The organism is Sphingopyxis sp. TUF1, from assembly GCF_036687315.1.
Classification (GTDB): Bacteria; Pseudomonadota; Alphaproteobacteria; order Sphingomonadales; family Sphingomonadaceae; genus Sphingopyxis; species Sphingopyxis kveilinensis.
This window is the reverse complement of sequence record NZ_CP144683.1, coordinates 1,930,001-1,951,927: the sequence shown is the minus strand read 5'-3', so window position 1 is coordinate 1,951,927 and position 21,927 is coordinate 1,930,001. Positions and strand designations below refer to the sequence as shown.

Genomic DNA, 21,927 nt, shown 5'->3' with positions numbered 1-21,927 from the left:
TCCCCATGGCTTCGCCACAGGGAGGAGCTTTTGGCTGCAATCGGTCGCAATCAGACCTTCCCCTCCTAACACCACAGCCCCCACCCGCTTTTCCACAGCCGCCCCCCTGCCCCCGCTTGCCCCCGACTCCTTAGATGGTTAAGGCCGGTCCATGTCCGTCACGTCGCCTGCCGTCCGCATTGCTCCGTCGATCCTCAGCGCCGATTTTGCGCGGCTGGGCGAGGAAGTGCGCGCGATCGAGGTCGCGGGGGCCGACTGGGTGCATATCGACGTGATGGACGGCCATTTTGTGCCCAACCTGACGATCGGGCCGATGGTGGTCAAGGCGCTGCGGCCGCATTCGGCGCTGCCCTTCGACGTCCATCTGATGATTTCGCCGGTCGATCATTTCCTCGACGCCTTTGCCGCGGCGGGCGCCGACATCATCACCGTCCATCCCGAGGCGGGCCCGCACATCCACCGCACCGTCCAGCATATCAAGTCGCTGGGCAAACAGGCGGGCGTGTCGCTGAACCCCGCGACCCCCGCCAAGATGCTCGATTATCTGATCGACGACGTCGACCTGGTCCTCATCATGAGCGTCAACCCCGGTTTCGGCGGGCAGAGTTTCATCTCCAGCCAGCTTCGCAAGATCGAGGCGGTGAAAAAGATGATCGACAAATCGGGCCGCGACATCAGGCTGGAAGTCGACGGCGGGATCGACGCGGCCACCGCGCCGCTCGCCATATCAGCCGGCGCCGACGTGCTCGTTGCGGGGACCGCGACCTTCAAGGGCGGGCCAGATGTTTACGCCGACAATATCCGGCGGCTGCGCGGGACCTGATCAATGGAGGGGAGACCGCTGACCACTGCCCCCGCCGACCCGCCGCTCGATTCCGGTCACGATGCCGCGCCGATCGACGATACGATCGAGCCCGGCAAGCGGCTGATCCGCCTGCCCGCCGACAAGGGGCTGTCGCTCGGCGACCGCGTGGCCAATGCGATCACCCGCCTGACCTGGCGCACGCCGCTTCACGCGCTGCGGCTGAAAGGGCGCTTTCCGCTGAAGCTGCTCGGCGTGCCCGCCGACCCGGTACCCGGCGACATGCGCGCGGGCACTGCAATTCGTGCGGGACATTTCCTGCACCGCGGGCTGAAATTGCCGCTCGGCCAGCTCGATTTCGCGTCGCTGACCGTCGCGCCCGCCTTTGCCGATTATCTCCACAGCTTCGCCTGGCTGCGCGACCTTGCCGCCACCGGCACCCGCGCCGATGGCGCGCCGATTGCCGAAGCCGTGGTGCGCCACTGGCTCGGCACGCATGGCGATGCGGTGAGCGAACCCGCGTGGCGCGCCGACAATACCGGATGGCGCATCCTGTTCTGGGCCGCGCATGCGCCGCTGATCCTGTCGTCGAGCGACCTCGTCTATCGCTCGGCGGTGCTCAACCACCTCGCGCGCGCGGCGCGGCACCTCGACCGCGTTGCCGACAAGACGCGGCCGGGCACGGGCCAGATGGTCGCGTGGGTCGGCATCGTTGCCGCGTCGCTGCTGATGCCCGGCGGCGAACCGCGGCAGGTGTTCGGCGAGGCGGGGCTACGCAAGGTTCTCGAAACCAGCTTCTATGCCGACGGCGGCAATATCTCGCGCTCGCCGCAGGCGCAGCTCGATGCGATTATGGCGCTGTCGATGCTCGCCAAAACCTATGAGATGCGCCGGATGGAGGTGCCGCCTTTTGTGCAGGAGGTGCTCGCGCGCGCGGTGCCCGCGCTGCTTGGGCTGCTCCACGCCGACGGCGGCATGGGCTGCTGGCAGGGCAGCGGCGCGACCTCGGCCGCGCATGTGCAGGCGATCGTCGCGGCAAGCGGCGTGCGTACCCGGCCGCTCAAGCAGGCGCGCGACTGGGGGTATCAGCGGCTCGTCGCGAACAAGGCGGTGCTGCTCGCCGACGCCGCGCCTCCCCCCATTGCCCGGGTGACCGAGGCGGGCTGTGCCTCGACGCTGGCGTTCGAACTCAGCGACGGCGACGAGCGCATCGTCGTCAATTGCGGCGGCGCGGCGCTGACCGGCGCGACCATTCCCGCCGATCTTGCGCGCGGGCTGCGCACCACCGCGGCGCATTCGACGCTGACGCTGGGCGACAGCAATTCGACCGCGATCCTGCCGGGCGGCGCGCTCGGCAAGGGCGTGACCGAGGTCGAGCTCGACCGGCGCGAAACGCCGCAGGGCAGCCGGCTGGAGATGAGCCACGACGGCTATGCGCGGCGCCACGGCCTCATCCATCGCCGCCTGCTGATCCTCTCACCCAACGGGCGCGAGCTGCGCGGCGAGGACATGCTGCTCCCCGCCCCGCGCACGCGGCGCAAGGGCGACAAGCGCTTCACGATGCGCTTTCACCTCGGCCGCAATATTTCGGCGAGCCTGACCGCCGACGGGCTGGGCGCGCTGCTGCGCATCGGCGGCGGCCCGCTGTGGCAGTTTCGCACGTCCGAAGGCACGCTGGAAATCGAGCAAAGCCTGTGGGTCGACGGCGACGGCCGCCCGCATCCGACCGAACAGCTCGTCATCACCGGCACCGCACCCGCGGGCGGGGTGAGCGTGGGGTGGATATTCAAGCATATCGGGTAGGATGATCCTCCCTGTGACGAAGCCATGGGGAGGGGGACCGTCCGCGAAGCGGATGGTGGAGGGGCCTTGCGACACCAGCGCCAAGGCCCCTCCGTCAGCGCTTCGCGCTGCCACCTCCCCATCGCTACGCGACCGGGAGGAAGCGCAGCCGGTGCCCAAGGGACTGAGCACCGGCCGCCGAACGCTTAAAAGGCGTAGCGCGCCATCAGCTGGAACACCGGCCCCGCCTTTTCGCTTTCGAGCTCATATTCGTCGAAATCGCGGTCGAGCTGGTCTTCCAGATTGTCGAACTTGTTGAACACTTCGCGCTTGGCGCCGTTCAGCAGGTTCGATCCGACCGCGCGGATGGTGAAATTGCTGCCGATCCGCTTTTCCACGAAGATTTCAAGATCGGCGTCATAGGTGGTGCGGACTTCTTCGGCAATCACCCGGTCATAGGCCGCGCCCTGCTTGCGGTGTGTTGCGCCGAACGCCACACCCCAAGCCGGAACGTCCTGGATGAAGCCGATGTTATAGACATAGTCCGACTGGCCGTTGAAACGCCGCTTGCCCGCAAAATCGGTGATTTCGCTGTCGAGCCATGAGACGTTGCCGAAGATGCCGGTGTCGGACAGGCCGAGGAAGCCAAGGTCGGTCGACAGGTCGAACTCGACGCCCCAGACCTTGCCGTCACCGACATTCTGCGGCTGGTAGACGAAGGTGCCTGGCCCTTCTGACCCCTCTTCGCCGGTGTTGGTCAGCTCGATCAGATCGGTCACGTCGCGATAGAAGGCGTTGATGCCGACGACGCCGGTCCGGCCGATGCGGCGTTCGTAACCGAGGTCGAAACCCCACGCCGTTTCGGGGCCGAGCAGCGGATTGCCGAGCAGATCGCTGTCACCCACCTCCTCTTCAAGCAGCGCGGGCGAGATGAAGTTGAAATCGGGGCGGCGATTGGTGCGTGCGACCGACGCGGTGATGCGGTCGCGCGGGGTCAGGTCGAACTTGATCGACGCCGACGGCAGCCATTTTTCATATTCGTTGCGCTGCGTCGGCACAGCCGCCGCTTCGGTGAAGTCGGTGATGTCGAAGCGCGTCGTTTCATAGCGGATACCCGCTTCCCACGTCAGTCCGCCCGACTTGCCCTGGACCAGCGCAAAGGCGTCGAGGCGGCGTTCCTCGATGCGGTTAACCCCGCCATCGGCAGGTTCGAGCTCGCCGAAGGGAACGGCGAGGTCGGCCGGATTGTCGGAAAACTGGTCGTAGCTGTCCTCCAGTCCCGCGAACGCGGCGTCATCGTCGGCTTCCAGAATCGCGGTGCTGCGGTCCTTGTCCTGATAGAGCCCGCCGACGATTAGCTGCGTGTCGTCGCCCAGTTCGAACGCATGGTCGAGCTTCACCGAAAATTCCTTGTCGAGGATGTCGGTGGTGAAGATGCCCTGTTCGAACTCGGGGTCGTCGCCCTCGTCGTTGAATTCGATCTGATACTCGCTTTCGGTCTGTTCGTCGTCGAAGCGCGCGAAACCGACGCGCAGCGTCGTCTTGCCGAGCGACCATTCGTGCGACAGCTTGGTGTCGATGCTGTAATTCTGCTGGTCGATGCCATTGTCGTTGGCATTGTCGCTGATCAGGTTCCCGGTCGGCAGCGGGCCGTTGACCGCAGTCGGATCGTCATATTCGAAGCTGCGCTCGCTTTCGAAGCGGTCAGTGCGGACGAAGAAGCCGCTGATGCGGAAATCGGTCGTCTCGCCGTCGATCTCGTAGCTGGCGTTGGCCGAATAATCCTTGCCGTCGCGCGTGTCGGTCTGATCCTCGCGATTGTCGAAGTCGTTGGCCCTGAAATCAGGATCATTCTCGGGCGAATCGCCATAGCGGAGCGAAAATTTCTTCTTGGGGTTGTGGCGCCCCTGGAAGTTGAGGCCGATCAGCAGGCGGCCCGGACCGACCTGACCGCCATAGACGAGGCCGAGGCTCGGTTCGAGTTCCTCGTCATCATAATAGAGCGCCCCCGCGCGGACATAGCCGCCGTCGAGTTCGAAACCGTCGCGCAATTCGATGTTGATCGTGCCCGCGACCGCGTCGCCGGTGCGGCGCGCCGACGACGAGCGGACGATCTCGACGCGGTCGATCAGCTCGGCGGGGATGCGGTCGAGGAAGAAGCTGCGGTCCGACGCATTGCCGGGCACGCGCTCGCCGTTGATCAGGATCTGCGTATAGCCCGGCGGCAGGCCGCGGAGCCGCGCGCCGTCGCTTTCGATGACGTCCGACAGAAAGGTCACCGACGGCACGCGCTTCAGCGCATCGCCCGCGGTCAGCGGCTCGAAGCGCTGGAAAAATTCGCTGTCGTACGAAAGGACAGGTTCGGCCTCGTCGCTGCGGTTGCGATAGCCGACGCTGCCGAGGACGACGATGTCCTGCGAGGTCGTGATTTCGCCGTCCTGACGCTGAATCGGCGCGGTGTCGGCCGGCGCCTGCTGCGCGGCGGCGGGGGCGGCGGCAAGCGCGGCGGCAATGGCGAGAGCGGCGGTGGAACGCAGGCTGAAAGTTCGAATCATCTGATGAGACCCCCGTTATGGTTGCCGGGCGTCTAGGGGCAGCGTGTGACAGTTTGCGACGAGTCAAATGACGCTTTGATGACAGTTAAGTGACGGAAATATTGTGCAATTGACGCGGCGCGCCCAAGATGGAAGAGGGCGCGTTCAAACGCGCGGATGCGCTGCATGAACAAGGGGAATCGCCATGCCCGCCACCCGCCAGGCGAAGTTGCTGACTTCGCTCGCCCTTGCCTCGCTGCTCGCCGGGTGCACTGCGCGCGGACCCGTCATCACTGGCTTGCCGCCGGTGCAGGTGACCGCGAGCGGCGAGACGCAGCCGGTCGGCACCAACCGCGCCGACGCCGCCGACGATCCGGCGGTATGGGTCGATCCCGCCAATCCGAATCGCGCGCTGATCGTTGCCACCGACAAGAAGGCGGGGCTCCACGTCTATGACCTTGCAGGCAAGGATGTCGCGTTCATCAAGGCCGGGCTGGTCAACAATGTCGACATGGCGGGCGACATCATCGTTGCCAGCGACCGCAACGACGGCATCAACGCGCATCTTGCACTGTTCCGCCTGGATGGCGCAAAACCGGCGATCACCGCGCTGGGCCGCGCGGCGGCGGGACCGGGCGAGGCCTATGGCCTGTGCGTCAAGAAAAGCGCGCCGGGCGAACCGATCACCGCGGCGCTGATCGTCAAGGACGGCACGGTACGCGTCGGCACGCTGGGGCTGCCCGCGGGCAGTGCACCGACCTTTACCGTCGAGTGGGAACATAAGATCCCGACCCAGTCCGAAGGCTGCGTCTTCGACGGCGACACGCTCTATGTCGGCGAAGAGGTCGGCGGGCTGTGGGAATTGAAGCAGCAGGGCAAGGGTGCCACCGCGCGCATGGTCGCGCCGATCGACAACCAGCGGCTCGTCGCCGACCTCGAAGGGCTGGCGACGATCGACCACAAGGGCCAGCGCTACCTGATCGCATCGAGCCAGGGCGACAATGCCTATGCCGTATTCCGCCTACCCGGCATCGACTATGTCGGCCGCTTCGCCGTCGCCGCAGGCACCTTCGGCGCGACGAGCGAGACCGACGGGATCGAGGCGGTCGCGGGCAATTTCGGCCCCGCCTATCCCGATGGCATCTTCATCGCCCAAGACGGCGACAACGGCGCCCAGGCGCAGAATTTCAAACTGGTGCGCTGGGACCAGATCGCTGCGGCGCTGGGGCTGTAACGCCCCGGCGTCAGCGCGCCTCCGCGGCGCAGGTCGATCCGCGCGACGGCGGCAGATAATCGGCGGGCTCGACCAGTTCCATTGCCCCCGAACCGCGTGCATTGTCGCGAAGCAGCGGCGCATGGCCCGCGCCGAAAATCGCCACGGTGCGGCTGCCCGGTGCGCCGCCAATATCACGCAAATAATTGAAAATGCGCAGGTTTCGTAAATACCAGCTGCTCACCCACGCCGCGCCGGGGTTGTCTTCATGCGCTCCGAAGGTGGCGATTTCATAATAGGGCTGCGCCATTCCAAAGAGCGTCGCCGGTTCGGCATAGCCGCGGATCCAGTCGGCAATCGACTGGCAGCGATGCCGTGCCTGCTCGGCATCGGCGTAGGTTTGTACGGTCTTTTGAAAATTCGCCCAGACGTCGGCGCGGCCGTTCGCCTCCAGCCAGGCGATATAATTATAATCGTCGGGCTTGCCCGGCGCATCGCCGCCCCAATCGACCGCATCGACGCGCTTCAGGCCCAGCCGCTTCGCCAGTCGCAGCCCCAGTTGATCGACCTCGTTGCGCGTCAGTTCATAGGTTCCGGCAAGATAGGCCGCGTAACGCTGGTCGAGCGCTTCCTGTTTCGAGGCATCCCATTCGACCGCGACATGCGTCGGCCGAAATGCAGCGAGCGATTCGACGATCGCCTCGATCTCGCGCTGGCGTTGCGGCGAAAACACATCTTCGACGTTCGTCTTGGCGACATCGCGCCCCGGATTGGCGAAATGCGGAACGCCGACGATCATCAATTGCGGCTTTTGCCCGGAGGCATCGAATGCGGCGGCAGGAAACGAAAGTAACAATCCTGTTACAATTAGAAGCATTTTTCTGAAATAGGCCATAGCGGGGGAGATCATTACTGCATTTCCTTACAGTTATTTGAAATACGACAATAATCCTGATCAATCTTTCCGGTCAAGCCGCCAGGCAGGCGTTCCGCATAAGACTTGCCCTGCGCCGCGCGCGCTCCTAGGGCAAGCGCGCCCGTTTCATCCAGCAGCCGAGCCCTCCCCATGACCGATCTCGTCCCCGTCCGCCGCGCGCTTTTGTCCGTCAGCGACAAGGCGGGGCTTGCCGATCTGGCCGCGGCCCTCGTCCGCCATGGGGTCGAACTGGTGTCGACCGGGGGGACGGCGAAGGCGCTGCGCGAAGCGGGCCACGATGTTCTCGACGTCGCCGACCTCACCGGCTTTCCCGAGATGATGGACGGGCGCGTCAAGACGCTGCACCCGACCGTCCACGGCGGCATTCTGGCCGTGCGGGACGATGCCGCGCATGTTGCAGCGATGGACGCGCACGGCATCGGTGCAATCGACCTGGTGGTGGTCAATCTTTATCCGTTTGCAGCGACCGTCGCGAAGGGCGCCGCGCGCGACGAGGTCATCGAAAATATCGACATCGGCGGCCCCGCGATGGTGCGATCGGCGGCAAAGAACCACGCGTTCGTGAACATCGTCACCGAGCCTGAGGATTATGCCGCGGTGATCGCCGAAATGGACGCAAACGGCGGCGCGACGACGCTGAACCTGCGCAAGCGGCTCGCCGCGACCGCCTTTGCGCATACCGCGACCTATGACGGGATGATCGCGAGCTGGTTCGCCTTCGCCGACCAAGGCAAGCTGTTCCCCGACACGCTGCCGCTGACCGCCAAGCTCGCGAACGAACTGCGTTACGGCGAGAATCCGCATCAGAAGGCCGCGCTGTATTTGCCTGCCGGCCCGGCGGCGCGCGGCATCGCGCAGGCCGAGCAGGTGCAGGGCAAGGAGCTCAGCTACAATAATATCAACGACGCCGACGCCGCGCTCGAACTCGTCGCCGAATTCCGCGATGCCGATCCGACCTGTGTCATCGTCAAGCACGCTAATCCGTGCGGAGTCGCGACGGCAGCGAGCCTGACCGAGGCCTATGACGCGGCGCTGAAATGCGACGATGTGTCGGCGTTCGGCGGTATCATCGCGGTCAACCGGCCGCTCGACGGCCCGACCGCCGAGGCAATCAGCACCATCTTTACCGAGGTCGTGTGTGCCCCCGACGCCGATGCCGAGGCGCGCGCGGTGTTTGCAAAGAAGAAAAACCTCCGCCTGTTGCTGACCGGCGAACTGCCCGATCCGGCGCGCGGCGGACTGATGCTGAAGACGATTGCCGGCGGGTGGCTGGCGCAGAGCCGCGATAATGGCCGCATTACCCGCACGGACCTGAAGGTCGTAACCGACCGTGCGCCGACCGAGGAGGAACTGACGGACGCGCTGTTCGCCTGGACGGTCGCCAAGCATGTGAAATCGAACGCGATCGTCTATGCCAAGGGCGGGTCGACCGCGGGCATCGGCGCGGGACAGATGAACCGCCGCGACAGCGCGCGCATCGCCGCGGTCAAGGCGCGCGAGGCAGCGGAATCGCACGGCTGGGCAAGCCCGCGCACCGTCGGCAGCGCGGTGGCCAGCGACGCCTTCTTCCCCTTCGCCGACGGCCTGCTCGCCGCGGTCGAGGCGGGCGCGACCTGCGTGATCCAGCCGGGCGGATCGATCCGCGACGATGAAGTGATCGCGGCCGCGAACGCGGCGGGGCTGGCGATGGTGTTCACCGGGATGCGGCATTTTAAGCACTGAGCCGGCGGCGGCGCATCTTATCCTCAACAGCAGCGGTCCCAAACGAGCCAATCCGAAAGGCGTTACGGATGAAATATTGCGGTACTATTCTGCTGGCGCTGTCGGGTGCGATGCTTTCGGCGACGTCCGCCGTTGCCGAGACGGCGCCACCACCGTGGAGCGCGGCGCCGACCACCAAGGTGACGGCCGATGGGTTTATCGTCGAGAACGCGGGTGCCAGCCTTGCCGCGACGCTCCATCTACCCGCGGCAAATCAGCCGGTCGCGGCGGTGATAGTAACGCATGGTGCGTCTTCTCCGCTTCGCAGTTCACCGCTCTACGACCATCTGATCCAGATGCTGCCAGCGATGGGAATTGCGGTCTTGACTTATGACCGGCGCGGCTCGGGTGAATCGACAGGACAGGCCGGTACGGGCGACTATGCCCTCTTGGCCGACGATGCGATCGCCGGAGCAAGAGCGCTGATGAAAGACCCCCGCATCGATCCGCGCCGGATCGGAATATGGGGTCTCAGCCAAGGCGGCTGGCTCGCCTTGCTCGCGGCATCGCGCAGCCCCGACCTCGCCTTTGCCATCTCGGTATCGGCGCCGATGGTGACGCCCGATGTTCAGATGATCTTTTCGTCGGAAAACAGCCTGCGCGTGAATGGATATTCGCAAGCCGACATCGACCAGATGGTCGCCACCCGCAAAGCGGTCGACGATTATATGCGCGGCACGGCGGATCGCGCGACCGCCCAAAAGATGGTCGATGCGGCCAAGGTCAAACCTTGGTACAAATATCTGTATATGGGCGAAACGGTGCGCGACCGTGCCGATTCAAGCTGGCGACGCGAGATCGAGCACGATCCGCTGGCAACGGTGGCGACGGTAAAGGTGCCGACGCTGGTCCTGTTTGGAGCGGTGGATCCCTGGGTGCCGGTCGCAACGTCGGTGGAACGGCTGAAAAAACTCGCTCCGCAAATGACCGCCATGGACGTCGCGGTAATCGCCGGGGCGGACCATCGGATGCAAACGTCGGTAACCACCATGGATCAATTCGATCCGTCGAAATCCGACGCTGGCGGTCCCGAGGCACCCGAATATTTTGCCCGGCTTTCCCAATGGTTGACCGAGCGGGGGATCGCGGCGCGCTGACGCTCAGGATCGGGCGGCCCTGCCCGGTGATAGCCGTCGGGACATTCTACCGTTCGTCGGCCCGACGAGGGTTCGACCGTGCCATCGTGCAACCGGAAGGCGCGCGGGGAATTAGATCCGTGTCGCCCCGACCGCGGCACGGAGCATCCCATGACGAAAAACCCCGCGCGATCGAGCCAAGGCTCGATCACTCATCATCGCGATCTGCACACCGGCCAGTCGATCTGGTCGGCGCGGCGGCGGCCGAGCGTTCCCACCCAAAAGCTGACCCGCAACATCAGTTGCGACGTGGTGATCATCGGCGCGGGGATTTCGGGGGCGCTGATCGCCGAGACGCTGTCCGAAGCGGGTTTGCAAGTCGTCGTCGTCGATCGCCGTCGGCCGCTCGACGGATCGACGACCGCATCGACCGCGATGCTGCAATATGAAATCGACACGCCGCTGTCGCAGCTGTCCGACCGGATCGGCCGCGATCGCGCCGAGCGGCTGTGGCGCCGGTCGCGCCAGTCGGTCGATGCGCTGCGCGAGCGGACCGAGCGGCTGGGGCTGAAGGTTGATGCCGCAACGCGCGGGTCGATCTATCTGCACGGCAATGTGCTCGACCCCGACGGGCTGGCGCGCGAAGCCGATGCACGGCGCCGCGCGGGGTTCGAGATCGAGTTGCTGAAGCCCGCTGCGGTTCAGGATCGCTATGGCATCAAGGGGCGGCACGCGATCATCGGCTTCGGCAATTATTCGGCCGACCCGCGCCAATTGGCGGCGGGCTATCTGAACGTCGCGATCGGCCGCGGGGCGCGGGTCTATAGCCCGGTCGACATTTGCGACGTGGCGCCCGGCGAGAGCGGCGTGACGCTTCAGAGCGCCGATGGCCGCGAAATCCGTGCGAGCACGTTGGTCTCAGCAACGGGCTACGAGATATTGAAGGGCATTCCGCGCAAGGGGAATAAGATCATCTCCAGCTGGTCGATCGCGACCAAGGCGCAGCCGCGCGCGATCTGGCCCACGGCGGCGATGATCTGGGAAGCCGCCGACCCCTATCTCTATATCCGCACCACCCCGGCGGGCGAAGTCATCTGCGGCGGCGAGGATGAAGAGATCAGCGACGCGGACGAGCGCGACGCCAAGATCGCCGCCAAGACCGCGACCTTGTCGCGCAAGCTCGGTGCACTGCTGCCGATGATCGATCCGACCCCGGTCCATGCGTGGGCGGGCAGCTTTGGCGACAGCAAGACGGGCACGCCGACGATCGGGCGGATTCCACGGATGCCCAATTGTTATGCAGCGATGGGATTCGGCGGCAACGGCATCACTTTTTCGATGATGGCGGCGCAGATGCTGCGCGGGCTGATCTGCGGCGATGGCGACCCCGATGCCGATCTGGTCAGCTTTTCGCGTAAATTTTGAGGGCGGCGTGAATGAGTCGCGGCTAGCGCAATTAGCCCGTTCGTATCGAGCGAAGTCGAGATACGCCGACTGCATCCGCCAAGCCAAGCGTATCTCGACTTCGCTCGATACGAACGGACGGGACGTTCCGCCTACTCGTTCGCCGCCGCGTGCAGCCAGTCGGCGTAGCGCGGCGCTTTCTTGGTCCGGCTCCACTCCTCGAGCATCAGCGGGGCGACGCGCTTCAGCTCGGCATATTGCTCGTCGGTGCCGATGTCGCACGCCAGTTCGACGCGGTGGCCGTTGGGGTCGAAGAAATAGATCGACTTGAAGATACCGTGGTGCGTCGGGCCGAGCACGTCGACGCCGTTCGCTTCCAGATGCGTCTTCGCCGCGAGCAGCTCGTCATAGCTGCCGACCTTGAACGCCAGATGCTGGACCCATTGCGGCGTGTTCGCATCGCGGCCCATGTCCGGCTGATTGGGGAGCTCGAAAAAGGCAAGGATGTTGCCGTTCCCTGCGTCAAGAAAGACGTGCATATAGGGATCATATTCGCCGGTCGACGGCACATGATCCTCGGCAAAGGCGGTGGTGTAGGTCATGCCGAGCATGGCCTCGTACCACTCGACCGTCTGCTTCGCATCCTTGCAGCGATAGGCAGCGTGGTGGACGCCGCCCAATTTGATCGGGCTAGTCATTCGGCGGGCTCCTCGACATGCAGCGCGCCGCGGCGGATCTGGTCGAGTTCCATCGACTTGAACAGCGCGGTGAAATTGCCCTCGCCGAAGCCTTCGTCCTTCTTGCGCTGGATGAATTCAAAGAAAACCGGGCCAATCACCGTCTGGCCGAAAATCTGGAGCAGCAGGCGCGGATCGCCCTCGGTCGTCGAGCCGTCGAGCAGGATGCCGCGCGATTTCAGTTCGTCGACGGGCTCGCCATGCCCGGGCAGGCGTTCGGCGAGCATTTCATAATAGGTTGCGGGCGGCGACGGCGCGAACGGATTGCCGAGCGTCTTGAGCTTGTCCCACGCCGCGTAAAGATCGTCGCAGGCAAAGGCGATATGCTGAATGCCCTCGCCATTATAGGCCCGCAGATATTCCTCGATCTGGCCGCCGCCGCCCGCGCCTTCTTCGTTCAGCGGAATGCGGATCTTGCCGTCGGGCGCGGTCATCGCCTTCGACGTCAGCCCGGTATATTCACCCTTGATGTCGAAATAGCGGATCTCGCGGAAGCCCGCGATCCGCTCGTAAAACGCCGCCCAATGCGCCATGCGCCCGCCATAGACATTGTGCGTCAGGTGATCGATCAGCTTGAGCCCCGCGCCGACCGGATGGCGATCGACGCCGTCTTCGTACACGAAATCAATGTCGTAGATCGAAAGGTCATCGCCATAACGGTCGATCAGATAGATGATCGAGCCGCCGATGCCGCGGATCGCGGGGAGACGGAGTTCCATCGGGCCGGTCTTGACCTTAACCGGCTCGGCGCCCCGTTCGATCGCCTCGGCATAAGCTTTCGCCGCGTCGCGGCAGCGCCAGCCCATGCCGCACGCCGACGGGCCATGCTCGGCGGCGAAATAGGCCGCGGGCGATTTGGGTTCGTAATTGGCGATCAGGTTGATGTCGCCCTGGCGCCACAATTGCACATCTTTCGAGCGGTGCCGCGCAATGCGGGTAAAGCCCATGCGTTCGAACACGGGTTCGAGCATGCCCTTTTCGGGCGCCGAAAATTCGACAAACTCGAAGCCGTCGAGGCCCAGCGGGTTTTCGAACAGGTCGGCCATGGTCATTCCCTTATATGGTTTCAATTGAAACTATTATGATGAATTGGCGCACGCGAGTCAATGCTGGCCGCATCCAAGACAAGCGTCGCCCCCGCGAAGGCGGGGGCCGCTGTCGGTTTACGCGGCGACGCAGAAAAAGGCCGATGACGGCCCCCGCCTTCGCGGGGGCGACGGGCATTGTTAAGCCGCCGCGGTGTCGATCGCTTCGAGTGCATCCATCCACGCCGCTTCGGTCGCCTCCAGCTCGGCGACGAACTTGCCGCGACGCTGCGCGAGGTCGCCCATCGTCAGCTTTGCGAGCGCAGCTTCGGCGCCCGCGGGGTCGAACATCGCGCGGTCGATCACGCTGATCTGCTGCGCGAGCTTTCCGGCCTTCGCCTCCAGTTCCTTCGCGCTCTTGCGCAGCGCCGCCTGCGCCTCGCGCGCCCTTGCCGCTTCCTGCCGGGCGGCTTTTGCGTCCTTCGGCTTGGCGGGCGCCCCCTTGGCATCGTCATTCGCCGCCGAACCTTTGCCCGTCCCCTGGCCAAGAATGAAGGCAACATAGTCGTCCATGCTGCCGTCGAATTCGCGCGCGGTGCCGCCATCGACGAGCACCAGCCGGTCGGCGGTGAGTTCGAGCATGTGGCGATCGTGGCTGACGATCAGCACCGCGCCGTCGAAGCCATTGAGCGCCTGCACCAAGGCCTCGCGCGCGTCGACGTCGAGGTGGTTGGTCGGCTCATCGAGGATCAGCAGATGCGGCGCGTCGCGCGTGATCAGCGCGAGCGCGAGCCGCGCGCGCTCGCCGCCCGACAGCTTGCCGACCTCGGTCGTCGCCTTGTTGCCGGTAAAGCCGAACCGCCCCAATTGCGCGCGCACCGCACCCGGCGTCTTGCCCGCCATCACGCGCGTCATATGGCCCAAGGGCGTGTCGCTGCCGTCGAGTTCCTCGACCTGATACTGCGTGAAATATCCGACGCGCATCTTGCCCGACGCCGCCATCGCGCCGTCCATCGGCGCGAGCTGCGCTGCGAGCAGACGCGCGAGCGTCGTCTTGCCATTGCCGTTGCGCCCGAGCAGCGCGATGCGATCGTCGGGGTCGATCCGCAGGTTCAATCGCGTCAGGATCGGCTCGCCCGGCGTATAGCCGACACTGGCGAGGTCGAGCGTAATCAGCGGCGGCTTCAATTCGTCAGGGCTCGGAAAATCGAAGGTCAGGCTGGGGTCTTCGGTGACCGCGGCGATCGGCTGCATCCGCGCCAGCTGCTTGGCGCGCGACTGCGCCTGTTTCGCGGTCGAGGCGCGCGCGCTGTTGCGCGCGACATAGTCCTGCAATTTGGCGCGCTGAGCGTCCTGCGCGGCCTTGGCGGCGGCAAGCTGCGCCAGGCGTTCGGCGCGCTGGCGCTCGAAATCATTATAGCCGCCTGGGTAAAGCGTCACCTTGCCGGCCTCCAGATGCAGGATATGGTCGACGACATTGTTGAGCAGGTCGCGCTCGTGGCTGATCACGACGAGCTGGCCCGGATAGGATTTGAGGAAGCTTTCGAGCCACATCGTCGCTTCGAGGTCGAGGTGGTTCGACGGCTCGTCGAGCAGCAACAGGTCAGGGTTCGAGAACAACAGTGCCGCGAGCGCGACGCGCATCTTCCACCCGCCCGAAAAACTGTCGAGCGGCTGCCCCTGCATCGCCTCGTCAAACCCGAGGCCGATCAGGATGCGCGCCGCGCGCGCAGGCGCGGTATAGGCGTCGATCGCGATCAGCCGTTCATGGATGTCGCCGAGCTTGTGCGGGTCGCGCTCGACCTCCGACGCCGCGAGCAGCCCCGCACGTTCGGTATCGGCGGCGAGTACCGTCTCGAACGGCGTCGCGCTGCCGCCCGGCGCTTCCTGCGCGATATAGCCGACGCGCGTCTTGCGCGGCATTTCGATGCCGCCCTCGTCGGCTTCGAGCTGGCCGATCATCACTTTCATCAAGGTCGATTTGCCCGCGCCGTTGCGGCCGATCAGGCCCGTGCGGCTCCGCCCCGGCAGGCTGGCGCTCGCGCGGTCGAGGATGGTGCGCCCGCCAAGGCGCACGGTGAGGCCGTTAATCGTCAACATGGCGGCGCGCCTAGCATGGTCATGGCCCGGACCCAAGCCCCGCAGCGCTGCGTCAAGAACCTACAGCAGCGTACGTTGATCTGAGCTATCTCCCCGGTCGTGTCGAGCGAAGTCGAGACACCCATCGGCACGGCGCAAGGTCGACGGGTGTCTCGACTTCGCTCGACACGAACGGAATTGTGGCATTGCCGATTTAACGCACGCCACTCTAGTGCGACGCGCCCATCGAAATCTGTTTGGGTCTGGGTGCGATCCAGACGGCGGCCGCGGCGATGACGAACACCGCCGCGGCGGCGAGGAAGATGTGGATCACGCTCAGCGTGAGCGCCTGCACCTCAACCAGCCGGTCGAGCAGCGCGCGCGCCTGTTCGAGCGTCAGGCCCGCGCGTTCGAGCGACGCCATGAACCCGCCCGGATCATTGAGCGACGAAACAAGCTCCGACCGCGACGTCCGGCTCGATTCGTCCCACGCGGTCGTCGCGACCGCGGTTCCGATCGCACCGCTCAGGGTGCGCAGGAAACTCATCAACCCCGCCGCCGAGGTCTGGTCCTTCACCGACACCGAACTCAGCACCAGTGCGGTCAGTCCGACGAAGAAAAAGGGCATCCCCATTCCCTGCAACACATGCGGCAGCGCCAGCGTCCAATAATCGACATCGGCATTCCAACTCGCGCGCAGGATCGACATCGCCGCCATCCACAATATGCCCGCACTGACCGTCAGCCGGATGTCGAGCTTGCCCAGCGTTCCCGCCGCAATCGGCGAAAACAGCACCGCGAAACAACCGAGCCAGGCGACGACATACCCCGTCTCGGTCGCGGTATAGCCCGCGACCTGTTGCAGCCACAGCGGCGTCAGCACGACCTGCGCGAAAAAGGCGCCGAACCCCAGCGACAGCGCGATTGTGCCGAAGGTGAAACCGCGAAAACGAAAGATGCGCAGATTGACGATGGGGTTGGCGTCGGTCAGCTCCCATATGACGAACGCCGCAAAGCTGATCGCGGCAATGATCGCCAGCGTGACGATCCACGCCGAACCGAACCAGTCATGCTCGCGCCCGGTATCGAGCATGATCTGGAACGCGCCGACCGACACCACGAGCAGGATCAGCCCGACGACGTCGATCGGCAATTTGACGCGCTGCGTCTCGAACGGCGTAAGCAGCGTCGCGACGCCAAAGGCGCAGATCGCGACCACCGGCAGATTGATGAAGAAAATCCAGTGCCAGCTCCAGTTATCGCTGATCAGCCCGCCGAGGATGGGCCCAAGGATCGGCGCGGTGGTCGTCGTCATCGCCCAGATGGCGAGCGCGATACCGGCCTTTTCCCTGGGGAAGATGCGCAGCAGCAGGATCTGCGACAGCGGCATCAGCGGGCCGCCCGACAGGCCCTGGAGGATGCGGAAAAGGACGAGCGCGTCGAGCGTCTGCGCGACGCCGCACAAAACCGAAAACAGCCCGAAACCGAAAATCGAATAGAGGAACCAGCGCACCGTGCCGAAGCGATAGGCAAGCCAGCCGGTGAGCGGCACGCTGATCGCGTCCGCGACGGCATAGCTGGTGATCACCCACGTCCCCTGCGTCGGCGACACGGCGAGCCCGCCCGCGATATGCGGCACCGACACATTGGCGATCGTCGTGTCGAGCACGACGACAAAATTGGCGAGCGCGAGCGCGAAGGCCGCGACGAGCAGCCGCACGCCGGTCAGCGGCTGCGGGTCGGCAGGGGGGGCGGCGGCGGGGGCGGCAGCGCTGACCATGTCAGGCCCGCGCCGCATCAAAACAGCGCGTCATTGCGAGCGAAGCGAAGCAATCCAGGGGCGGCCTTGCACCGCTCTGGATTGCCGCGTCGCCTTCGGCTCCTCGCAATGACGAGGAGAAGAGGTGATGGACGCGCATCTCAGTTCCCGCGCGTGTCGATCGTCGCTTCCATCGACAGCCCGACGCGCAGCGGATGCTCTTTCAGCTGTTTCGGATCGAGCGCGATGCGCACCGGCAGCCGCTGCACCACCTTGACCCAGTTGCCCGTCGCATTCTGCGCGGGGATCAGGGAAAAGGCCGCGCCGGTGCCGCCGGCGATGCCGACGACCTTGCCGCGATAAACGACGTCGCCGCCATAATAGTCCGACGTCAGCTCGACCGGCTGGCCGATGCGGATGTTGCCGAACTGGCTTTCCTTGAAATTGGCATCGACATAGGCGGTGGCGATGGGAACGATCACCATGATCGGCGCGCCTGCGGCGATCCGCTGCCCGACCTGCACCTGCCGATTGGTGACGATGCCATCGACCGGCGCGCGGATTACGGTGCGCGCCAGATCGAGCTTCGCTTTCTCCAGCCGCGCTTCGGCGGCCGCGACGTCAGGGGCGGTGTTCACCGTCGTGCCGCGCACGATCGCTTCGGCCGCGCCAAGGTCGCCGCTTGCCGATCCGCGCGTTGCCTCGGCAGAAGCGATCGCCGCGGCGGCAAGGTCGCGGGCGGCCTGCGCCTGCTTGACCGCCGCACGCGCCGCGGTCAGCTCTTCGGCCGACACCGCGCCGGTGCCCGCGATGCTCTCGCGCCGCGCCAGTTCGGCGCGCGCGCGCTCGACACTCGCTTCGGCATCGCGCAGCCTTGCGCGCGCCTGCGCAACGTCGGCGCCGCGCGCGGCAACGCGCGCGCGCGCCGCGTCGGCATTCGCATCGGCCTGCCCGTACCGCTGGCGCGCCAGGCGGAGCGCCGCCTCGGCGTCGGCAACGGCAATGCGCTGGTCGGCATCGTCGAGGATGACGAGAACGTCGCCCTTCTCCACCGCTTGCGTGCCGCTGACGCGCACCTCCTTCACCGGACCCGAAACGAGCGCGGTGACCTGCGCCGAATCGGCGCCGACATAGGCGTTGTCGGTGTGGACACGCCCCGCCTGCGTCAGAAAATACCAGATGCCCCACAGGATTGCGGCGGCCAGCACGGCGAGCGCAAGGATACGAAGCAGCTTTTTCCGCCGCGCGCCATTGGCCTCGGGCGTGACCTCGGGAACGCCGGTTTCGGTCGCAGCCGTTTCGTCGGCCATCATTCGTCTCCTGTCGGATTGTCGGCCCTGAATCCACCGCCAAGCGCGCGGATCAGGGCAATATCGAATGCCAGTTCGCGCGCCTCCAGCTCGGCGACCGCGCGGTTCAATGCGACCATGCTGTCCTCGGCGGTCAGCTGCTCAATCTGATTGGCAAGGCCCGCGCGATAGCGCAGTCCGGCGAGTTTCGATGCTTTGGCCGCAGCCGCCAGCGCGTCGCGGCGCGCGGCGAGCTGGCGCGCCGTCGCGGCGCGGCTGGCGACGATGTCGGCGACGTCGCGCAGCGCGCCGATCAGCGTGCGATCATAAGTGGCGACGGCGGTGTCATAATCGGCGCGGGCGCCGCGATAGCGCCCCGAAAGCCGCCCGCCTTCAAAGATCGGCAGGCTGATGGCGGCGCCGCCATTGCCGTATTCGGAGCCCGCATCGAACAGGTTGGAGAGGCCGAGCGATTGCAGGCCGACCAGCGCTGACAAGCTGATGTTCGGGTAAAAATCGGCGCGCGCGACGTCGATGCGTTTGGCTGCCGCCTCGCTGCGCAGCCGCGCCGCGACAATGTCGGGCCGCCGTCCGATCAGGTCGATCCCCGCGCCCGCTGGCAGGTCGAGCGCGGGTCGCATCAACTGCGGCCGCTTGATGCTTTGTCCACGGTCGGGACCGGCGCCGACGAGCGCGGCGATCCGGTTGCGCGTCGTGGCGATCGCTTCCTCGAGCGCGGCGACATCGGCGCGCGCGGACGCGGCGCGGCTTTCGGCCTGCCACTGGCTCGCCTGGTTTTCAAGGCCCGCGCGCGCGCGTTCGCCCGACAGGTCGGCGCTGGCGGTGCGCACGCGCACCGCGTCGCTCGCGACATCGAGCGCGCGATAATAGCCCGCCAGATCGGCATAGGCCGACGCGATTCCCGTGGTCAGCATCAGCCGCGCCTGCGCCGCATCGATGCGCGCGGCCTCGGCTTCGGAGGTCGCGGCGGCGAGCGCGGCGCGGTTTCTGCCCCACAGGTCGAGATCGAAAGCAAAGGTTGCGGCGATATGCCCCGTGTCCTGCACGCCGTCGGGAACGAATTGCGGCGGGATGCCCATGTTGCGGCTTTGCTGAACCCCGCCCGCGCTCGCTTCGCCGCCGACGCGCGGCAGCAGCGCGGCGCCCGCCTGCTGCGCCAGCGCCTCGGCCGCGCGCACGCGCGCCGCGGCGATGGCGACATCGGGCGATCCGGCCAGCCCCTCTGCGATCAGCGCGTCGAGTTGTGTGTCACCGAGGCCGCGCCACCAGCCTTCGACCGGCCAGGCGGCGCCGGTTCCGGCAAGCGTGACGTTCGACGCCAGCGACTCGGGCGCCGTCGGGAGCGGCGCCGGGCCGAGTTCGGGAACGCTGGCGCAGCCCGTTAAAAGGCTGAAAACAGCGATTGTCATAAAAGTCGGGCGCGGCATGGCTTCCAACGATACTAGCTGGTATCATGCCCGAATGAACTCTGGAGGATGCGTTGTCAATCGAAATGATACCAGCCAGTACACCCGCTATCGATGACCCCGCGACGGCGCGCCGCAAGGCGTTCATCGACGCCGCGCGCGAACTGTTCTTCGCGAACGGCTATGCGGGAACGACGATGTCATCGATAGCCAGCAAAGTAGGCGGCTCAAAAACAACGCTGTGGACCTATTTTCCGTCTAAGGAAGATTTGTTTGCGGCGGTGGTCGACGATATTATCGAACAATATGGCCACGCTCTCACCATCGAGTTGCCACTCGATGAGCCAGTTCCCGATGTGCTTCGCCGCTTTGGCACGGTTTTGATGACCAAGCTGACGGCGACGCCGCTGCTGTCGATCTATCGGCTGGTGGTCGGCGAGGCCGAACGTTTCCCCCATCTGGCCGAAACCTTTTACGATCGGGGACCGCGCCCCGGCAAGGCGCGGGCCGCCGCGTGGGTTGCCGGAAAAATGGTGCGCGGCGAGATCCGCATGGGCGATCCGATGCGGGCAGTGCAACAGTTCGCAGGTCTCTGCCAATCAGGACTCTACCAGTTTGCGGTGCTGGGCCTTCCCGAAAGCCGCGACATCAGCCGCCTGCAGGAGGATGTCGACGCGGCTGTCGACACCTTCTGCCGCGCCTGGGCAGCAGGGGATTAGTGCCCGCCGCGATCAACGCCCCGGGCAGCGGTCAAAGTCGGACCTCCGGCTTCTGAACAGTTCGAACGGGCGCCGCGCCGGACAACAAAAAGCCCGCTAAGCTTAAGGCCTAGCGGGCTTTTGTTGGTTGCGGGAGTAGGATTTGAACCTACGACCTTCAGGTTATGAGCCTGACGAGCTACCGGGCTGCTCCATCCCGCGTCAACCAGCGGCAATCCACAACCGGGATCGCCAAAACAGCAAAAAGGCCGGCATCGCTGCCGGCCCCTAACTTTGTGAATGGGTTCTTTCGACCTTACGCCGGCCACAATGCCTGGCGACGTCCTACTCTTCCGGGGCTTGAGCCACAGTACCATCGGCGCTGTCAGGTTTCACGTCCGAGTTCGAGATGGGATCGGGTGGGTCACTGACGCCATGGTCACCAAGCAATGAAGCCGGCGTAGGTCAAAAGGGTTTTCAATCGATGTCCGTGCAATACTGTCTGATCAATCATCCGACATTCGCGGACAAACCACTCAGGCTTGTCGTTGATGGCGGGACTCTTAAGTGCGAATAGGACAATTAGTATCGGTTAGCTCCACGCGTTACCGCGCTTCTACATCCGATCTATCAACGTGGTGGTCTTCCACGGTCCTGTGAAATCTTATCTTGAGGGAGGCTTCCCGCTTAGATGCTTTCAGCGGTTATCCCGTCCATACATAGCTACCCTGCTGCGCGGCTGGCGCCACGACAGGTACACCAGAGGTATGTTCAACCCGGTCCTCTCGTACTAGGGTCAACTCCTCTCAAATTTCGACGCCCACGGCAGATAGGGACCAAACTGTCTCACGACGTTCTGAACCCAGCTCACGTACCACTTTAATTGGCGAACAGCCAAACCCTTGGGACCTGCTCCAGCCCCAGGATGTGATGAGCCGACATCGAGGTGCCAAACGATTCCGTCGATATGAGCTCTTGGGAATCATCAGCCTGTTATCCCCGGCGTACCTTTTATCCGTTGAGCGATGGCCCTTCCACTCGGGACCACCGGATCACTATGACCGACTTTCGTCTCTGCTCGACTCGTCAGTCTCGCAGTCAGGCAGGCTTATGCCATTGCACTCTAACAGACGGTTTCCAACCGTCCTGAGCCTACCATCGCGCGCCTCCGTTACTCTTTAGGAGGCGACCGCCCCAGTCAAACTACCCGCCACAGAGGGTCCCTGATCCAGTTTCATGGATCGAGGTTAGACATCAGAAAACAACAGGGTGGTATTTCACCTATGGCTCCACACCGGCTGGCGCCAGTGCTTCAAAGCCTCCCACCTATGCTACACAGTTCTTTCCTAATGCCACTCTGAAGCTGCAGTAAAGGTGCACGGGGTCTTTCCGTCTAACCGCGGG

Annotated in this window: 15 protein-coding genes, 1 tRNA gene and 2 rRNA genes (1 of these 18 running past the window's edge); 7 read left to right on the top strand and 11 right to left on the bottom strand. The window is 65.0% G+C overall.

Translation table 11 applies throughout. From position 1 onward, the window contains the following. Window positions 1-151 precede the first annotated feature (151 nt). Complete coding sequence (gene rpe / locus VSX77_RS09245) at window positions 152-823, top strand: ribulose-phosphate 3-epimerase (RefSeq protein ID WP_338424309.1); 672 nt, start codon at window positions 152-154, stop codon at window positions 821-823. Window positions 824-826: 3 nt separating this feature from the next. Beyond that, entirely contained in the window at window positions 827-2,605 is a 1,779-nt protein-coding gene (locus tag VSX77_RS09240; RefSeq protein ID WP_338424308.1) for a heparinase II/III family protein, read from the top strand. 185 nt (window positions 2,606-2,790) lie between these two features. Here the strand turns inward: VSX77_RS09240 and VSX77_RS09235 are convergent, their stop codons facing one another. After that, entirely contained in the window at window positions 2,791-5,139 is a 2,349-nt protein-coding gene (locus VSX77_RS09235) for a TonB-dependent receptor plug domain-containing protein (RefSeq protein WP_338424307.1), read from the bottom strand. Window positions 5,140-5,323: 184 nt separating this feature from the next. On the opposite strand from VSX77_RS09235, the gene VSX77_RS09230 reads away from it, so the two are divergent. Beyond that, entirely contained in the window at window positions 5,324-6,352 is a 1,029-nt protein-coding gene (locus VSX77_RS09230; RefSeq protein WP_338424306.1) for a phytase, read from the top strand. A 10-nt stretch (window positions 6,353-6,362) separates the two neighbouring features. Here VSX77_RS09230 and VSX77_RS09225 read toward each other — a convergent pair whose 3' ends face one another. After that, window positions 6,363-7,130 carry a DUF5694 domain-containing protein gene (locus VSX77_RS09225; protein ID WP_338424305.1) on the bottom strand — a complete coding sequence of 256 codons (768 nt, stop codon included), beginning with the start codon at window positions 7,128-7,130 and terminating at the stop codon, window positions 6,363-6,365. Between the two features lie 267 nt (window positions 7,131-7,397). Between VSX77_RS09225 and purH the strand changes: the two genes are divergently transcribed. The 3 genes from purH to VSX77_RS09210 all read left to right on the top strand — a co-directional run bounded on the left by purH (window position 7,398) and on the right by VSX77_RS09210 (window position 11,530). After that, window positions 7,398-8,990, top strand: coding sequence for a bifunctional phosphoribosylaminoimidazolecarboxamide formyltransferase/IMP cyclohydrolase (purH, locus tag VSX77_RS09220; RefSeq protein WP_338424304.1), 1,593 nt, complete (start codon window positions 7,398-7,400; stop codon window positions 8,988-8,990). A 68-nt stretch (window positions 8,991-9,058) separates the two neighbouring features. Continuing rightward, window positions 9,059-10,126, top strand: a complete 1,068-nt coding sequence (locus VSX77_RS09215) for an alpha/beta hydrolase family protein (RefSeq protein WP_338424303.1) — start codon at window positions 9,059-9,061, stop codon at window positions 10,124-10,126. A 150-nt stretch (window positions 10,127-10,276) separates the two neighbouring features. Next, window positions 10,277-11,530 carry an NAD(P)/FAD-dependent oxidoreductase gene (locus VSX77_RS09210; RefSeq protein WP_338424302.1) on the top strand — a complete coding sequence of 418 codons (1,254 nt, stop codon included), beginning with the start codon at window positions 10,277-10,279 and terminating at the stop codon, window positions 11,528-11,530. A gap of 131 nt (window positions 11,531-11,661) precedes the next feature. On the opposite strand, the gene VSX77_RS09205 is transcribed toward VSX77_RS09210, so the two are convergent. The 6 genes from VSX77_RS09205 to VSX77_RS09180 all read right to left on the bottom strand — a co-directional run bounded on the left by VSX77_RS09205 (window position 11,662) and on the right by VSX77_RS09180 (window position 19,828). Further along, window positions 11,662-12,207 carry a VOC family protein gene (locus tag VSX77_RS09205; RefSeq protein ID WP_338424301.1) on the bottom strand — a complete coding sequence of 182 codons (546 nt, stop codon included), beginning with the start codon at window positions 12,205-12,207 and terminating at the stop codon, window positions 11,662-11,664. Then, window positions 12,204-13,292, bottom strand: a complete 1,089-nt coding sequence (hppD, locus tag VSX77_RS09200; RefSeq protein WP_338424300.1) for a 4-hydroxyphenylpyruvate dioxygenase — start codon at window positions 13,290-13,292, stop codon at window positions 12,204-12,206. Before hppD ends, VSX77_RS09205 begins: the two co-directional genes overlap by 4 nt. 180 nt (window positions 13,293-13,472) lie before the next feature. Next, on the bottom strand, window positions 13,473-15,371 hold the full coding sequence (locus VSX77_RS09195; protein ID WP_338424299.1) for an ABC-F family ATP-binding cassette domain-containing protein: 1,899 nt from the start codon (window positions 15,369-15,371) through the stop codon (window positions 13,473-13,475). Window positions 15,372-15,579: 208 nt separating this feature from the next. After that, on the bottom strand, window positions 15,580-17,130 hold the full coding sequence (locus tag VSX77_RS09190; RefSeq protein WP_338424298.1) for a DHA2 family efflux MFS transporter permease subunit: 1,551 nt from the start codon (window positions 17,128-17,130) through the stop codon (window positions 15,580-15,582). Between the two features lie 140 nt (window positions 17,131-17,270). Further along, window positions 17,271-18,419 (bottom strand): HlyD family efflux transporter periplasmic adaptor subunit, encoded by a 1,149-nt coding sequence (locus VSX77_RS09185; protein ID WP_422397213.1) that lies wholly within the window; start codon window positions 18,417-18,419, stop codon window positions 17,271-17,273. Beyond that, window positions 18,419-19,828 carry an efflux transporter outer membrane subunit gene (locus tag VSX77_RS09180; protein ID WP_338424296.1) on the bottom strand — a complete coding sequence of 470 codons (1,410 nt, stop codon included), beginning with the start codon at window positions 19,826-19,828 and terminating at the stop codon, window positions 18,419-18,421. The genes VSX77_RS09185 and VSX77_RS09180 overlap by 1 nt, the downstream gene beginning before the upstream one ends. A 71-nt stretch (window positions 19,829-19,899) precedes the next feature. On the opposite strand from VSX77_RS09180, the gene VSX77_RS09175 reads away from it, so the two are divergent. Further along, entirely contained in the window at window positions 19,900-20,544 is a 645-nt protein-coding gene (locus VSX77_RS09175) for a TetR/AcrR family transcriptional regulator (RefSeq protein ID WP_338424295.1), read from the top strand. Between the two features lie 124 nt (window positions 20,545-20,668). On the opposite strand, the gene VSX77_RS09170 is transcribed toward VSX77_RS09175, so the two are convergent. The 3 genes from VSX77_RS09170 to VSX77_RS09160 all read right to left on the bottom strand — a co-directional run. Next, window positions 20,669-20,745: transfer RNA gene (locus VSX77_RS09170), tRNA-Met, on the bottom strand. A 110-nt stretch (window positions 20,746-20,855) separates the two neighbouring features. Further along, window positions 20,856-20,970: ribosomal RNA gene (rrf, locus tag VSX77_RS09165) — 5S ribosomal RNA — on the bottom strand. A 116-nt stretch (window positions 20,971-21,086) separates the two neighbouring features. Continuing rightward, window positions 21,087-21,927: ribosomal RNA gene (locus VSX77_RS09160) — 23S ribosomal RNA — on the bottom strand (it continues 1,950 nt past the right edge of the window).

Coding starts and splice junctions, on each gene's coding strand:
- rpe (WP_338424309.1), top strand. CDS start 152: ATGTCCGTCACGTCGCCTGCCGTCCGCATTGCTCCGTCGATCCTCAGC.
- VSX77_RS09225 (WP_338424305.1), bottom strand. CDS start 7,130: ATGATCGTCGGCGTTCCGCATTTCGCCAATCCGGGGCGCGATGTCGCC.
- VSX77_RS09205 (WP_338424301.1), bottom strand. CDS start 12,207: ATGACTAGCCCGATCAAATTGGGCGGCGTCCACCACGCTGCCTATCGC.
- VSX77_RS09240 (WP_338424308.1), top strand. CDS start 827: ATGGAGGGGAGACCGCTGACCACTGCCCCCGCCGACCCGCCGCTCGAT.
- VSX77_RS09230 (WP_338424306.1), top strand. CDS start 5,324: ATGCCCGCCACCCGCCAGGCGAAGTTGCTGACTTCGCTCGCCCTTGCC.
- VSX77_RS09180 (WP_338424296.1), bottom strand. CDS start 19,828: ATGACAATCGCTGTTTTCAGCCTTTTAACGGGCTGCGCCAGCGTTCCC.
- VSX77_RS09185 (WP_422397213.1), bottom strand. CDS start 18,419: ATGGCCGACGAAACGGCTGCGACCGAAACCGGCGTTCCCGAGGTCACG.
- VSX77_RS09235 (WP_338424307.1), bottom strand. CDS start 5,139: ATGATTCGAACTTTCAGCCTGCGTTCCACCGCCGCTCTCGCCATTGCC.
- VSX77_RS09190 (WP_338424298.1), bottom strand. CDS start 17,130: ATGGTCAGCGCTGCCGCCCCCGCCGCCGCCCCCCCTGCCGACCCGCAG.
- hppD (WP_338424300.1), bottom strand. CDS start 13,292: ATGGCCGACCTGTTCGAAAACCCGCTGGGCCTCGACGGCTTCGAGTTT.
- purH (WP_338424304.1), top strand. CDS start 7,398: ATGACCGATCTCGTCCCCGTCCGCCGCGCGCTTTTGTCCGTCAGCGAC.
- VSX77_RS09215 (WP_338424303.1), top strand. CDS start 9,059: ATGAAATATTGCGGTACTATTCTGCTGGCGCTGTCGGGTGCGATGCTT.
- VSX77_RS09195 (WP_338424299.1), bottom strand. CDS start 15,371: ATGTTGACGATTAACGGCCTCACCGTGCGCCTTGGCGGGCGCACCATC.
- VSX77_RS09210 (WP_338424302.1), top strand. CDS start 10,277: ATGACGAAAAACCCCGCGCGATCGAGCCAAGGCTCGATCACTCATCAT.